The organism is uncultured Maribacter sp. (assembly GCF_963977385.1).
Classification (GTDB): Bacteria; Bacteroidota; Bacteroidia; order Flavobacteriales; family Flavobacteriaceae; genus Maribacter.
This window is the reverse complement of sequence record NZ_CAXBOU010000003.1, coordinates 1-14,727: the sequence shown is the minus strand read 5'-3', so window position 1 is coordinate 14,727 and position 14,727 is coordinate 1. Positions and strand designations below refer to the sequence as shown.

General features: G+C 33.6%; 15 protein-coding genes and 1 pseudogene. 3 read left to right on the top strand and 13 right to left on the bottom strand.

What is annotated here, in order from left to right; all coding sequences use genetic code 11:
• Positions 1-7: 7 nt before the first annotated feature.
• From AAC084_RS05500 to AAC084_RS05475, 6 genes and pseudogenes are all read right to left on the bottom strand, one after another.
• On the bottom strand, positions 8-1,444 hold the full coding sequence (locus AAC084_RS05500; protein WP_339837998.1) for a tagaturonate reductase: 1,437 nt from the start codon (positions 1,442-1,444) through the stop codon (positions 8-10).
• 25 nt (positions 1,445-1,469) lie between these two features.
• The gene (locus AAC084_RS05495; RefSeq protein ID WP_339838500.1) at positions 1,470-2,765 is read right to left on the bottom strand and encodes a TRAP transporter large permease subunit; all 1,296 of its coding nucleotides are present in this window, start codon (positions 2,763-2,765) and stop codon (positions 1,470-1,472) included.
• Positions 2,765-3,223, bottom strand: coding sequence for a TRAP transporter small permease (locus AAC084_RS05490; RefSeq protein WP_339837995.1), 459 nt, complete (start codon positions 3,221-3,223; stop codon positions 2,765-2,767). The genes AAC084_RS05495 and AAC084_RS05490 overlap by 1 nt, the downstream gene beginning before the upstream one ends.
• Before the next feature lie 5 nt (positions 3,224-3,228).
• Positions 3,229-4,206 carry a TRAP transporter substrate-binding protein gene (locus AAC084_RS05485; RefSeq protein ID WP_339837993.1) on the bottom strand — a complete coding sequence of 326 codons (978 nt, stop codon included), beginning with the start codon at positions 4,204-4,206 and terminating at the stop codon, positions 3,229-3,231.
• Positions 4,207-4,310: 104 nt separating this feature from the next.
• A complete protein-coding gene (gene uxaC, locus AAC084_RS05480; RefSeq protein WP_339837990.1) occupies positions 4,311-5,726 on the bottom strand; it encodes a glucuronate isomerase in 1,416 nt (471 codons plus the stop codon).
• Positions 5,727-5,764: 38 nt separating this feature from the next.
• Positions 5,765-5,863, bottom strand: a pseudogene (locus AAC084_RS05475) (gluconate 5-dehydrogenase); the annotation flags it as partial.
• 591 nt (positions 5,864-6,454) lie between these two features.
• On the opposite strand from AAC084_RS05475, the gene AAC084_RS05470 reads away from it, so the two are divergent.
• Entirely contained in the window at positions 6,455-6,676 is a 222-nt protein-coding gene (locus AAC084_RS05470) for a hypothetical protein (protein ID WP_339837989.1), read from the top strand.
• A 135-nt stretch (positions 6,677-6,811) separates the two neighbouring features.
• Here the strand turns inward: AAC084_RS05470 and AAC084_RS05465 are convergent, their stop codons facing one another.
• The 5 genes from AAC084_RS05465 to AAC084_RS05445 are packed head-to-tail and all read right to left on the bottom strand — an operon-like array spanning position 6,812 to position 10,416.
• On the bottom strand, positions 6,812-7,087 hold the full coding sequence (locus AAC084_RS05465; protein WP_339837987.1) for an ATP-dependent Clp protease adaptor ClpS: 276 nt from the start codon (positions 7,085-7,087) through the stop codon (positions 6,812-6,814).
• A gap of 20 nt (positions 7,088-7,107) precedes the next feature.
• The gene (gene prmA / locus AAC084_RS05460) at positions 7,108-7,944 is read right to left on the bottom strand and encodes a 50S ribosomal protein L11 methyltransferase (protein ID WP_339837985.1); all 837 of its coding nucleotides are present in this window, start codon (positions 7,942-7,944) and stop codon (positions 7,108-7,110) included.
• A gap of 26 nt (positions 7,945-7,970) precedes the next feature.
• On the bottom strand, positions 7,971-8,720 hold the full coding sequence (gene tpiA / locus AAC084_RS05455) for a triose-phosphate isomerase (protein ID WP_339837983.1): 750 nt from the start codon (positions 8,718-8,720) through the stop codon (positions 7,971-7,973).
• Positions 8,721-8,761: 41 nt separating this feature from the next.
• Positions 8,762-9,859 (bottom strand): BT_3928 family protein, encoded by a 1,098-nt coding sequence (locus AAC084_RS05450; RefSeq protein ID WP_339837980.1) that lies wholly within the window; start codon positions 9,857-9,859, stop codon positions 8,762-8,764.
• 8 nt (positions 9,860-9,867) lie between these two features.
• The gene (locus AAC084_RS05445; RefSeq protein WP_339837977.1) at positions 9,868-10,416 is read right to left on the bottom strand and encodes a DUF1599 domain-containing protein; all 549 of its coding nucleotides are present in this window, start codon (positions 10,414-10,416) and stop codon (positions 9,868-9,870) included.
• A gap of 103 nt (positions 10,417-10,519) precedes the next feature.
• Between AAC084_RS05445 and folP the strand changes: the two genes are divergently transcribed.
• Both folP and AAC084_RS05435 read left to right on the top strand, forming a co-directional pair.
• Positions 10,520-11,344, top strand: coding sequence for a dihydropteroate synthase (gene folP / locus AAC084_RS05440; RefSeq protein ID WP_339837974.1), 825 nt, complete (start codon positions 10,520-10,522; stop codon positions 11,342-11,344).
• Positions 11,345-11,398: 54 nt separating this feature from the next.
• Positions 11,399-12,184, top strand: a complete 786-nt coding sequence (locus AAC084_RS05435; RefSeq protein ID WP_339837971.1) for a diadenylate cyclase — start codon at positions 11,399-11,401, stop codon at positions 12,182-12,184.
• A gap of 4 nt (positions 12,185-12,188) precedes the next feature.
• Here AAC084_RS05435 and AAC084_RS05430 read toward each other — a convergent pair whose 3' ends face one another.
• Positions 12,189-13,955 carry an ABC transporter ATP-binding protein gene (locus AAC084_RS05430; RefSeq protein ID WP_339837969.1) on the bottom strand — a complete coding sequence of 589 codons (1,767 nt, stop codon included), beginning with the start codon at positions 13,953-13,955 and terminating at the stop codon, positions 12,189-12,191.
• A complete protein-coding gene (gene truA / locus AAC084_RS05425; protein WP_339837966.1) occupies positions 13,948-14,697 on the bottom strand; it encodes a tRNA pseudouridine(38-40) synthase TruA in 750 nt (249 codons plus the stop codon). The genes AAC084_RS05430 and truA overlap by 8 nt, the downstream gene beginning before the upstream one ends.
• Between the last annotated feature and the right edge of the window lie 30 nt (positions 14,698-14,727).

The following is a 14,727-nucleotide window of genomic DNA, read 5'->3' as shown; positions in this document are numbered from 1 at the left end:
TTTAAAACTAACTTAATTCAGAAAAACCGACTTCAATACCCTTTTCTTCGATTAATTGTAATGATGTTGTAATAGCATTCGTTAATCCCTCAACATCATTTAAATTTTGACCCCAATACTCAACTTTACCTAAAACCTGTGTGGCTATGTCATACATTGAATCAGATTTCCATATTTCTGCCATTTCAGAAACTATCTCCTTATCATCATTAATAGGCAATTCTTGAAGTTTGTAACTCCCTTTATAAAAGCGAATTAAGCAAGCAAAAGCGAATACCGTACGAGAAGGTAGACTATCTTTTCTTTTTACAAAATCTAATAGACTTGGTAACACTCTTACCTTGAATTTAGAAATAGAATTTAATGCTATACTTGCTAATTGATGTTTTATAAATGGATTTCTAAATCGGTCAAAGACTGCATCTGCAAAGTCTTCCAATTCTGCCTTATCCATATCCATGGTCGGAATAATTTCTTCAAAAACAAGTGATCGTATAAATGGACCTGTAAAACTTTCGTCTACGGTCTGTTTCACTGTTTCATTACCATATAGTATAGAAAATGGAACCATTGCTGTATGAGCTCCGTTTAAAATTCTAACCTTTCTAGTTCGAAAAGGTTGCATATCAGCAACAATCTTGACATCTAACTTCGTCTTATGGAATGGTAGTTTTTTCTTCAGCATTTCACCACCTTCAATTACCCATAAAAAAAAGGTTTCTGCACTAACAATAAGATTATCCTTATAATTCAATTGCTTATTGTATTCTTCAATTTGATCACGAGGATAACCTGGTACAATTCTATCAACTAAGGTGTTATGAAACGTACATGTATTCAACACCCAATTTTTAAAGTCTTCGGATAAGTTCCATAGTGAAACATAATCCATGATAATTTGTTTTAACGTGTCTGAATTATGATTAATTAGTTCACAGGGAATTATAGTTAAACCTTTATCCACAGCACCATTAAAATGCGCGAATCGTTCAAATAATAGCCTTGTCAATTTGGCTGGAAATGAGCTTGGCGGAGCCATATCGAAAATATCAGAAGCAACATAAGAAATTCCGGCTTCGGTTGTATTTGATATAATAAACTCTAACTTTTCCTCCTTGGCCAAATCTAAATATGCATCAAAGTTTAGATAAGGATCAATACTTTTCACAATATTAGTTATCAGTTCTTTCTCCTCAACCTCTTCACCATTCTTAATACCTTTTGTAAACAACGTATATAAACCATCTTGATCATTCAACATAGACACCATGCCGTTGGAAATAGGCTGTACAACAGCTATACCAGCATTGAAACCAACTTCATTATTCAAGGTTTGAAATGCATACTCTACAAAAGCTCGTAAAAAATTACCCTCTCCAAATTGGACAACTTTAATAGGTAATGTACTAGAAACCGCAATATTTTTTCTGTTTAATTTTTGCATGGTTATTTTCAATAATAATAAAATTTTATAAATCGAATAAACTAGGAAGCCACAAACTTAATTGTGGAATATAAGTAACTAGGAAAAGAGCAATAATCATTGCAATAAACAAAGGGAGTAAAGGTTTAAAGACCTTCTCAATAGTAGTTTTGGCTACTCCCACTCCTACAAATAACACTGACCCAACTGGCGGAGTACATAGACCTATGCAAAGGTTAAGCACCATGATAATACCAAAATGTACTGGGTCAAGACCTAATTTGGTCACTACCGGTAGAAATATAGGTGTAAAAATAAGCACCGCAGGGGTCATATCCATAAATATACCTACGAACAATAAAAGCAAATTAATAATTAAAAGGATGACAATTTTATTATCGCTTAAACTCAATAGACCTGTACTAATATCTTGTGGAATATTCTCATAAGATAATGCCCATGACATACACATAGAAGAACCTATCAATAACATAACTATTGCTGTGGTAGCTGATGAATCTAACAATATTTGTGGAAGCTTAGGAAGTGTTATTTCCTTATATATGAAACCAAGAATTAGACTATATAATACTGCTATCGCCGATGCCTCTGTCGCTGTAAAAACCCCCGTAACAATACCGCCTATTACCACTACCAGCATGAATAAGCTTGGCAAAGCATCTACAAAAGTTTTCATTACTTGACTTAAAGTACTTCTTTTACCAACCTTATATTTTTTCTTCTTTGCCCAGAAAGAAGCTACAATCATTAAAAACAATCCTGTCATAATACCAGGAATATAGCCAGCTAGAAAAAGTGCAGCGATAGACGCTCCACCACTCGCTAAAGAATATACGATCAATACATTACTAGGAGGTATAATTAGTCCTGTTGTCGCTGAAGTAATATTCACTGCAGCACCAAACTCTTTTGAATAGCCCTCTTTCTCCATCTCTGGCCCTAAAATACTTCCCATGGCTGAAGCAGATGCCATTGCTGAACCTGCTATAGCGCCCATTAACATAGCAGCAATTACATTAATTAAAGCTAAGCCGCCAGGCAATGAGCCCACCATTGTTTTTGCAAAAGCAATAAGTCTATGGGCTATACCGCCCTTGTTCATGAGTTCTCCCGATAAAATGAAAAAAGGTATGGCGAGTAGCGCAAAACTATCAAGACCTGTAGCCATACGTTGTGATATTGTTGTAAAAGCAGGTATCGCAGGGATACTAACCAACATAGTCAGTAGCGAGGATATTGCAATACTCCAAGCTACCGGCGTACCAATTGCCAATAAACAAACAAAACTTATGACTAAAACCAGAATTGGTATATGTTCCATCATGATTCTTTAGTATTTAGGTCTGATATTTTATAATACATAATTAATAATCCGCTTATTGGGATAATGACGTACACTACTGCCAATGGTAATCTTAAAGCTGGTGATTGCTGGCCTAAAACATAGGATATATAAACCAATCTAGAACCACCGATTACAAAAGCGAAAAAAACAAAAAGGATAATTAATAGGGTTACAATAACCTTTAGTTTTTTCTGAATTCGTTTGTTTTGTCTTTGGGGCAATATATCAATGGCTACATGCAAATTACGTCCAGAGACATATGCAGCTCCCAAAACACCGATCCAAATCATTAGGTATCGAGCTAATTCGTCTGTAAAAGAACTAGGATCTCCAGTGACGTATCTCGTAAATACCTGCCACAGCACATTGATTACCATGATAGACATAATAACCACCAACGTTTTGCTTAAAACCCCATCTATTTTATCTCGCATAGTAATTAATTAGTTTCTTGTATTTGTTTGATTAATGGATATATATCCGCATCATCCTTATAACCTTCATAAATACCCTTTACTTTTTCTGCAAAAAGTGTTTTGTCTGGTCTAGATATGACAACACCAGCTTTTTGAACCTCACGTAATGCTTCTTCCTCAGCCTCTGCCCACAGAACTCGCTGATATTTAACAGACTCCTTTACCGAATCGCTCAACCATTTTTGCTCCTGTTCACTAAGTTTATTCCAAACATAAGTACCAATTAAAAGTACATCAGGTAGAACGGTATGCTCATCCAAGGAATAGAATTTACAAACTTCATAATGCCTAGAAAGATAAAAACTAGGTGGGTTATTCTCAGCACCATCTACCACACCTTGCTGCAAAGATGTATATAATTCTCCCCATGAAATTGGTGTTGGCGAGCCACCTAATGCCCTTACCATATTCACGGCTGTAACACTTTCCATAACCCGTATTTTCTCACCTTCAAGATCTGAAGGCTTGTTTATGGGTTTGTTCATCGTATAAAAACTACGGCTACCAGCATCGTAATAACCGAGTCCCTTCAACCAATATTTTTCACCATCGTTCAATAACATTTGTCCAATAGGACCATCTAAAACATCGAACGAATGTTGCCTATCCCTAAATAAAAATGGTAAACCAAGTACTTTCATTTTTGGTGCGAAATTTTCCAAAACCCCAACAGAAACTTTCGTCATATCTAAACTCCCAATTTGAAGAAGTTCTAGACATTCACGCTCCGTTCCTAATTGCTGACTAGGGTATATTTCTAATTTAAGTTTTCCACCTGAACGCTCAAGTAAATCTTCTCCCATTTTAACCATAGCCTTATGTACAGAATGACTAATATCTAACCCATGCCCCAACCTGATTGTCTTAGTATCGTTTTCTACACCACAACTAAAAAGAGTTATAGCTAAAATGAATAAAAATAGAATGTTCTTACTTTTCATACTCTTGGTTTGATCTTCTTTATTCAATTATAATCCAGCTAAAACTTCATGAATAGCTTTGTAATCCTAGTTGCATCATTATGTTTAATAACACTGTAAATTCCTTAAAATCTAAAATATTCTTTAGCATTATTATAACAAATATCTTGTATTATTTTACCGACTAAATCAAAGTCTTCTGGCAATTCGCCCCGCTGCATTTCTTGACCAAAAAGGTTACATAATATTCTTCTGAAATACTCATGCCTAGGGTATGAAAGAAAGCTTCTTGAATCTGTCAGCATTCCGATAAAGCAACTTATGAGCCCCATATTAGACAGTGCATTCATCTGTTTGTTCATACCATCTTTTTGATCTAAAAACCACCAACCAGAACCAAATTGCATTTTTCCTTTTACTTTTCCGTCATTGTAATTACCAATCATAGTCGCCAGAACCTCATTGTCTGCGGGGTTAAGGTTATATAATATAGTTTTGGTTAATTTATCTCTAGAATCTAATGCGTTCAAAAAACTAGACAATGTCGTAGCTTGAGAATAATCTCCAATAGAATCCCAACCTGTATCTGGCCCCAGAATACTATTCATTCTCGCATTATTGTTACGTAAAGCCCCTAAATGAAACTGTTGTATCCAGTTACGACTATGGTATTGTTCACATAGAAACAATAATAGAGAAGTTTGAAATTTCTCGTCTTCCTCTAATGACAAACGTTTTTTAACTCTTCTTTTTTGAAAAATAGCTTCAATTTCAGCATCTGTAAATGTTCTAAAAGGAACATAGCTTAATCCGTGATCAGAAAGTGTACATCCATTTTCCTCAAAATAATCTAATCTTAAACTTAAAGCATCACACAAGGCCTTATAAGAATCGATTGTAACGTTACTTACCTGAGATAATTTCCCTAGATAATCTAGGTAGGTATCACTAGTAATTAAAATAGCCTTATCTGGCCTAAATGCAGTACTTACTTTTACACCAAAGTCGCTATTCTTAATTTCAACATGATAATTTAGGCTATCAATCGGATCTTCGGTCGTACAAACGACCTCAACATTCATATTCTTTATAAGATTTTGGCAACTAAAGTTTGCGGTTTGAAGCTTAGCAGTTGCATCTTCATAAATTTGACTTGCTGAATCTTGATTCAATAGAATATCGATATCAAAATATCTTTGCAACTCTAAATGTGTCCAATGATACAAAGGATTTCTTAATGTATAAGGTACTGTTTTAGCCCATTGAATAAACTTATCCTTATCTGGTGCATCACCAGTTATAAATCTTTCGTCAATACCAAAAGTCCGCATAGCTCGCCATTTATAATGGTCGCCATCAATCCATATTTTCGTTAAGTTTTCGAAAGTGTGATTACTTGCTATTTCTTTTGGAGGTAAATGGCAATGATAATCTATGATGGGCATCTGAGATGCATAATCATGAAAAAGTCTTTCCGAGAACTTATTCTCCAATAAAAAGTTCTTTTTTATAAACGTATTCATTGTTAAAGAATTACTCATTAAATTTCGTTTGCTGGTTCTCCAATAATAGCCAAAATTCAGCCATCTAGATACACAACTTGAACATTTATATAATCACTTGCCTTTGAAGCAAGAAAAATTGCAGCACCTGCCAAATTTTCAGGATTTCCATATCTAGTTCTTTTTCATCAAGAAAATTATCTGATTCAAATTAGGTACTGTTTCTAATTATACAGACTACTTAACTGCATATCACCGTCAACAATATAGCGATCATACATTGATTAGGTGAGTTGCACACTATTTTCAACGAAGAGATTTTGTGTTAAAATCTCTTTTATGATATCTTCTGTACAGAAAGTTCTACTATCTACTGGAAAAACAGCGGACCTAAACTCTCAATTTGTAACAGTACAATATTATGTAATCGATTACACGAATATAAAATAAATTACAGAATCCACAAGCAAACATACCTTAAAATAAGGCAAAAGTTATTTTATACTATTCTTTTTAAGTTTATTATAAAATTGATTCAAAACAACCTACATTAAGATGAAATAATTAAGTAATAATTAAAACTCATACTCTCAAAATTATTTTGCGTAGTTAAATTCTTACTTAATTATTTCATTTATTACCTTGTTTTAAGTATTTTTAGTTAAATTGTTCACAAATACTATTATCTAATTGCCCTATAGGCATATACAATTGACAAAGAATTGCGTAATTTGAATATTATGTTAACTTTGAAAAAAAAGAAGCACATGGAGTTACTTGAAAAAGCTCAAGAATTTATAGGTCGAAAAATGAGTAATATGTCTACTAGTGACCGAGTAGAAGCGTCAAGAGAGGCGAAAGCTCTTATTTTAAGCATTAATGAAATATATAAGGAAACCAAAGATCCTAACTTAATGGATGTAATGAAAGATGTTACAGTAAAAAAGAAGAAGATCGAAAAAAGATTAAATGGTGTGCCTTTAGTATAGATTGATATATTTAAAGACTTATTGAAAATTCTATTAAGAGTTTAATTGAAATAAAAAAATCCCTTGAATATTCAAGGGATTTTTTTATTTCATCTCTATTATATACTCACAATCAGACAAAATAATTTAGCGTATTTAAACAATTTCAGCACTGAGGCCTGCTTGCAATAATTTAGAACATTGTGGTTTCAACTCTTCAAACTCCCCTGTTTTAACCGTACACTTACCTTTATAATGAACAATTAAAGAACATTGTTCTGCCTGTTCTGGCGAATGTTCACATACAGACATTAATGTATTTATCACATGATCGAATGTGTTAACCTCATCATTAAAAAGAACGATTTCGTTTTGTTGAATCGTTTCTTCTTCTAACAGTAGTTCTTCGGAAATTTCTTCTCTTGTGCTCATTCTCTTCCAATTAATACTAACTAATTTACATATTTTGCAGCAACCCAATTATTCCGTTCAAGATTTTTTTCAAACTTTAACTCTAACTCAACACATTTCTGAGTAATCATTTCTAAGTCTTCAGTATAAAAACCACTTAACAATAAAACTCCATCTTTATTCAAAGATTGAACATAAGCAGGAATATCTGCTAACAGTATATTTCTATTAATATTCGCTATTATTAAGTCGTACTTTTTATTTTTTAATAACGCAACATCACCCTCGTATACCGAAATAAAATCCATTTTGTTACGCTCTACATTCTCTTTTGCATTCAAATAGCACCAATTATCAATATCAATAGCATCAATATTTGTAGCACCTCGCATAGCCGTTAAAATAGCCAAAACCCCTGTGCCGCTGCCCATATCTAGCACTGTTTTATTCTTCACATCTAATTTCAAAATATGTTGCAACATCATATGTGTAGTTTCATGATGTCCAGTACCAAAACTCATTTTAGGTTCTATAACAATATCATATTCCACCGCTATTGGATTATGAAAAGGAGCCCTTATCATACAAACATCATCTACAATTATAGGTTGAAAATTCTGTTCCCAAGTCGCATTCCAATTTTCTTGCTCAATCTCTTTATAGTCAAATTCGATTTCAAAATTGGTATTTGAAAGAATTTGAATATCAGTTAAGATATTTTTAGACCAATCATTTTTTTGAATATATGCTAAAACGGCATCATCTTCTTCAACAAAACTTTCAAAACCAGCTTCTCCCAATTCCGCGATTAGAATATCGGAAGCCGGTTCTTTAGGTTTTACCGTAAAACGGTACTCTATATAAATATTATTACTCATTTTTATATGCTGAGTTTGTATCTAGACTATATAGCTTTAACGATTGCAATAAAATCGTCTGCAACCAGTGCAGCCCCTCCGATTAAACCACCATCAACATCTGGTTTAGAGAAAATTTCTACAGCATTACCTGGCTTAACACTACCACCATACAAAATGGTAACATTGTTCGCTATTGTCGCGTCAAAAGCATCTGAAATAGTTTTACGTATAAAAGCATGCATTTCTTGCGCTTGTTCCGGTGAAGCAGTCTCTCCAGTTCCAATTGCCCATACAGGTTCGTATGCTAGTACTATTTTTGACCAAGCTGATGGTTCTAAATTGAAAAGAACATTCTTCAACTGGCTTTCAACTAATTTAAAATGATTACCCGATTTACGGTCTTCTAATTCTTCTCCGAAACAGAACATTACTCGCATATTTTTTTGCAAAGCAGTAGTTACTTTCTTAGAAAGAATTTCATCACCTTCACCGAAATATGCTCTTCTCTCAGAATGTCCAATAATAACTGTATCGACACCAATATTTAAAAGCATATCCGCAGAAATTTCACCTGTAAAAGCTCCACTTTCGGCATAATGCATATTCTGTGCAATTACCTCTATCTTAGAACTATCTAATGTACGAACTGCGCTAGCTAAATTTACATATGTTGGCGCTACCATTACCTCTGCATTGGTATCAGGCAATTTTGCCGACAACTCTGCTAGAAGTGTTTCTGTTTCTGCCAAATTCTTGTTCATCTTCCAATTTCCTGCTACTATTTTTGCTCTCATGTAATCTGTATTTCTAATTATTCTTATTTCAATGTAATCTCTTATTCGAATTTTAAATTCTTCAAATCGTTATAATGCACTTTTTGTTTAATCGTTCCTTTTTCTAAAACCAATACTCCTGGATTAGAACGAACAATGGTTTTCAAAGTCGTTTCGTCTGTAAAATAAAATTCAAACGGCAATCCATTTTCTTCTTTTAATAATTTGGTTTGGTCTGGACCAGAAGCAGACATACCAATTACTTTATACCCTGCTTTCAATGCTTTTTCTGCAACAGTTTTAATTTCTTTAAATACTTCTAGATTAGACTTTCTTAAATCATAAGCAATTATCATTACCAACTTTGGCTCTTGCAGTAATGAACTAGCAAAATCTTCCCCATCTTGCTCAATTGTAAAGTCATGTACTGGTGGTTCATAGCCTTCTTGTATTTCGCTAGTTTCTACATCTATAAATTCACCATCTACGGTAGGGTAATCTCCATTAGAAATATGAATTTCTTCATTTCCGTTTACGTTGAACTTCCATTTATATTCAAATATGGCCTTTGGGGCATCTTCAGGCACACTCATACCCTCTTCAATGTTTTTTCCAATCTCATACGGCCTAAAATCAATTACTGGCAAGTGATTTAGTACATAATATACATAACCAATACAAGCTAGCAACGATGCTAACAAAATTGGCATCAAAGCTTTAGTATTAACTAACGGTGTAATATATTTTCTACCAACATATATGATTAAAATCAGCACCAAAAGCACTACATCTTTAGTAAATGATTCCCAAGGTGTCAATTTAATAGCATCTCCAAAACAACCACAATCGGTAACCTTATTGAAATATGCTGAGTAAAAAGTAAGAAACGTAAAGAAAATAATCATGGCCAATAAAGTCCAAACGGTAATCTTACGCTTATACCCAAGAATAAGCATTACCCCAACCATTACTTCTACCACGACAACTAAAATTGAAATTGCCAACGCATAAGGCGTTAGAAAAGGAAGGTCTAAAACACCTTGACTAAAATATTCTTCTAACTTAAACGAAAAACCAACAGGGTCATTCAGTTTTATAAAACCACTTATTATAAAAAGTACTCCAACAAATATTCTTACGACTCCTACTAAATACTTCATTTTTAAGTTTATTTTTCTGATTCAGTACCTAAATGTATCAATGCAAAAACTGCATAATTAATCATATCTTGATAATTTGCATCAATTCCTTCACTCACTAAAGTTTTGCCTTTGTTATCCTCTATTTGTTTAACTCGAAGTAATTTTTGCAATATTAAATCTGTAAGTGAACTAACCCGCATTTCACGCCATGCTTCACCATAATCATGGTTTTTATTTAGCATGAGTTCTTTAGTTATCTTAATATGTTTGGAATATAATTGTACGGCTTTTTCAGTATTTAAGTCCGGTTGATCAACAACACCAAGTTCCAATTGAATTAGTGCTATAACAGAGTAGTTAATAATACCTATAAACTCTGAGCGTTCATCTTCATCAACTTTTCGAACATCATTTTCTTGAAGACTTCTAATTCGCTGTGCTTTAATGAATATTTGGTCGGTCAGTGACGGTAATCTTAAAATTCGCCATGCACTACCATAATCTGACATTTTTTTTTGGTACAGATTCAAACAAACCTGAATCACCTCATCGTATTCCTGTGCCGTATCTAGCATGTAATTCTATCTATTTTGTGTAAATTTCGCTTAAAAAATTGTAACCATCAAGATTGATGGTTTAAAGTTGGAAAATGCCACAAATTCCTTTTAATTATTGATAATGACCATAAATTGTAACGGTAAACTTATTTCACTTATCAAACCCAAGGTAATGGGTATTTTAAATGTAACGCCAGATTCATTTTTTGATGGCGGAAAATACAAAGACAATGCTAGTATTTTACAGCAAGTTGAAAAAATGCTTAGTAATGGAGCAACTTTTATTGACATAGGGGCTTATAGCACTAGGCCAGGTGCACTAGAAGTAAACGAACACACTGAATTAGAACGAATAGTGCCTATTGCTACCCTAATTTTAAAAGAATTTCCTGAAGCACTACTCTCTATTGATACTTTTAGAAGTAATGTAGCCAAAGAATGTGTAAGTCGTGGTGCTTCAATTATAAATGATATTTCAGCTGGACTGCAGGACAAAGAAATGTTGAACACCGTTGCTAAATTGAATGTGCCTTATATTATGATGCATATGAAAGGAACTCCTCAAAATATGCAACAGCAAACAGACTATAATGATGTTTTTAAAGAGCTGCTTTCCTTCTTTTCTGAAAGACTTTCAACAGCCAAATCATTAGGAATCAAAGATATTATTATTGATCCTGGTTTTGGTTTTGCCAAAAACCTAAAACAGAACTATGAACTCTTAAGACAATTAGAAATGATGAGCTTCATTGAGCATCCATTATTAGCGGGCATTAGCCGAAAGTCTATGATTTATAAAGTAATAGAAACAACCCCAGACTACGCTTTAAATGGCACAACCGCATTACACATGGTCTGCCTACAAAAAGGTGCTAAAATTTTAAGGGCTCATGATGTAAAAGAAGCCATGGAATGTGTGAAACTTTATGAACAATTAAATGCCTAATTTTATACTTATTTCTTGTTATCTATTTTCTTAATCTCACTAAAACATTATTGATTGGATTTTTTAAATTTTATTGACTTTAGAATTACAGATGTTTTAGACATCATTTTTGTTGCCGTGCTCCTATACTATATCTACAAGTTGGTTCGTGGGTCGGTAGCTATCAATATTTTTATCGGAATAGTAATCGTTTGGGCATTTTGGAAACTAACCGAATTGCTAGACATGCAGATGATTAGCAGTATGGTAGGTGCATTTATGCAAGTGGGACTAATTGCTCTTATCATTGTGTTTCAACAAGAAATCCGTAAATTTTTATTGATGATTGGTTCTACCAATTTCGCCAATAAAAGAAACTTTATAAAGCATTTTAAATTCTTAAAACAGGAAGGTATTTCTACGGATACGGATGTAGATTCCATTCTTAAGGCTTGTGAAAAAATGGCTAGTACCAAAACAGGAGCTATTATGGTTATTGAGCGTAACAACTCTTTAGATTTCATAAAATCTACAGGTGACCGCATGAACATTGAAATCAACCAACCCATTCTAGAAAGTATATTTTACAAAAACAGTCCCCTTCATGATGGTGCTGCAGTTATCGTTGGAAATTATATTGTAGCAACTAGAGTTATACTTCCTGTATCGAACGAGCGTAATATTCCTCTAAGGTTCGGGCTACGACATAGGGCTGCAGTTGGTATTAGCGAAAAAACTGATGCTTTAAGTCTTGTGGTTAGTGAAGAAACAGGTTTAATCTCTTATATAAAAAATGGAGAATTTGTTCTGTATGATTCCATCACACAATTAGGCAGTATGTTGAAACAAGATTTAATTTAAAAACTTAAGCGACCTCTTCGGCTAAGAATTGGGCATTATAAAGATTGTTGTAGTACCCTCCCTTTTTAAGTAGTTGTTTATGCGTCCCAGATTCAACAATTTTTCCAGCATCCATCACAATAATCTTATCTGCTTTTTTAATGGTTGCCAAACGATGGGCAATTACAATAGAGGTTCTTCCTTGCGTTATTTTATCAGTTGCCAATTGTATTAATTGTTCTGAATAGGTATCTACGGATGATGTAGCCTCATCTAAAATCAATATACTAGGATTACTTACATAAGCTCTAAGAAAGGCTATCAACTGTCGCTGACCACTTGATAGCATGGTACCTCTTTCTTTTACATTATATTCATAACCACCAGGAAGACTAGATATGAATGCATCAACACCAATAGCCTTAGCTGCCTTTTCTATATCATCAACACTAATGGATGAATTTTTTAATGAAATATTATTCGCAATAGTATCTGCAAATAAAAACACATCTTGTAGCACAACAGCAATATGCGAACGTAGCGAAGCTAATTTGTATTCCTTAATATCAACACCATCAATGGTTATTTGCCCGGAGTTAATCTCGTAAAAGCGATTCAAAAGATTTATTATAGTACTCTTACCCGCGCCTGTTGACCCAACTATAGCGACCGTTTCACCAGCTTTAACTTCAAAAGAAATACCATGTAAAACTTCTTCATCTTCTAAATACCCAAAACGAACATTCTCAAATTTAATGACACCCTGCATAGCGTCATTTTCATAAGAGCCAACATTTTGTATATGACTATCTGTATCTAATATTTTAAAAACTCTATTTGCCGCTACCATACCCATTTGTAGGGTGTTAAATTTATCAGCAATTTGACGTAGAGGTCTAAATAATAAATCGATTAACATTATAAACGCAAATATGGTACCTGCAATATCAGTTGTAATATTAGCAACATTTTGTAATCCTCCATACCATACAATTAAACCTACGGTTATCGATGAAACAATTTCAGCAATAGGAAAGAAAATTGAATTGTACCATACCGTTTTTAACCAAGCTTTTTTATGCTTTTCATTAATTTCCCTAAACTTGTCACTTTCAATTTTTTCACGCGTAAATAGCTGAACTATTTTCATACCCGTAATACGTTCTTGCACAAAGGAATTTAAATTAGACACTTCTGCCCTAACCTCGGTAAAGGCAATTTTCATAGCCTTCTGAAATAACCTAGTAGCGTAAATGATTATAGGTAGTAGCGAAAAGACAATTAATGAAAGTTTCCAGTTGATAAATAACATTACTATAGCAGCAACCACCATTTTCAACAAATCTGCTACTATCACAAAAAAGCCCTGACTGAATATTTCTCCGATACGTTGCATATCGGCAACTGCTCTTGTAACTAAAACACCCAAAGAAGAATTATCAAAATACTTCATTTTAAAAGAAAGCATCTTTTCAAATAAATCTATCCGTATATCCTTTATCACAGATTCACCCAACCAATTAGCATAATAATTAAATGCTAATTGACTAACCACTTGCCCAATTAAAACCACTAACATGGCAATCGTTAGATATAACAACATTTCTTCATTGCTCTGCTTAATAGCGACATCAATGATTTCCTTAACGATAAGCGGAGTTAGAACAGCAAAACCGGATAATAAAATAGCCGCAAGCGCTACCACATAAAAAGTAAGTTTATACGGTTTGGTGTAGGCCATTAAGCGTTTAAAAAGACGAGTGTCAAATGCTTTGCCAGAATCCTTATCCATTTTTTAAAATAGTATTGGGGTAAACAATAGAGGTCAAATATAATCCTTTTGCAGGAACAGATGCTCCTGCCAAAGCCCTATCCTTACTTTTTAATATGGTATTAACATAGTCTGCTGAATATTTACCAACACCCACATTTAATAGCGTTCCAACAATTGCTCTCACCATATTTCTTAGAAATCTATCTGCTGTAATTGTAAAAATTAAGGTATCATTTTCTTGAATCCATTTAGCCTCTCGTAAATCGCAAATATTAGTATATACATCGGTATTTGATTTTGAAAAACACTCAAAATCCTTTTTACCAATTAAAAATTTTGTAGCAATGTTCATTTGGACTATGTCTAAATCTTTCCATATAAAATGAACCATATCCATTATAAATGGATCCTTAGTTTTTGATATGCGATACTCATAGGTGCGTGCCGTGGCATTAAAACGTGCATGTGCATCGTCTTTCACTTCAAAAATTTGCTGAACAGCTATATCATTGGGTAGAAAGGAATTTAGTCTAAAAATCAACTCCGGAATTTTTGCCAATTGATGAACATCAAAATGAGCAAACATTTCTTTAGCATGCACTCCTGTATCCGTACGACCAGCTCCCATTAAAGAAATAGGAAGGTTCAAAAGTTTCGACAAAGCATTTTCTAATACTTCTTGAACTGTTATAGCATTCGGCTGATTTTGCCAACCATGATAAGCTTTGCCGAAGTATGAAAATTGAATAAAGAATCTCAAAGGGATGTACTAGTTTTGTATTCTGTAAAG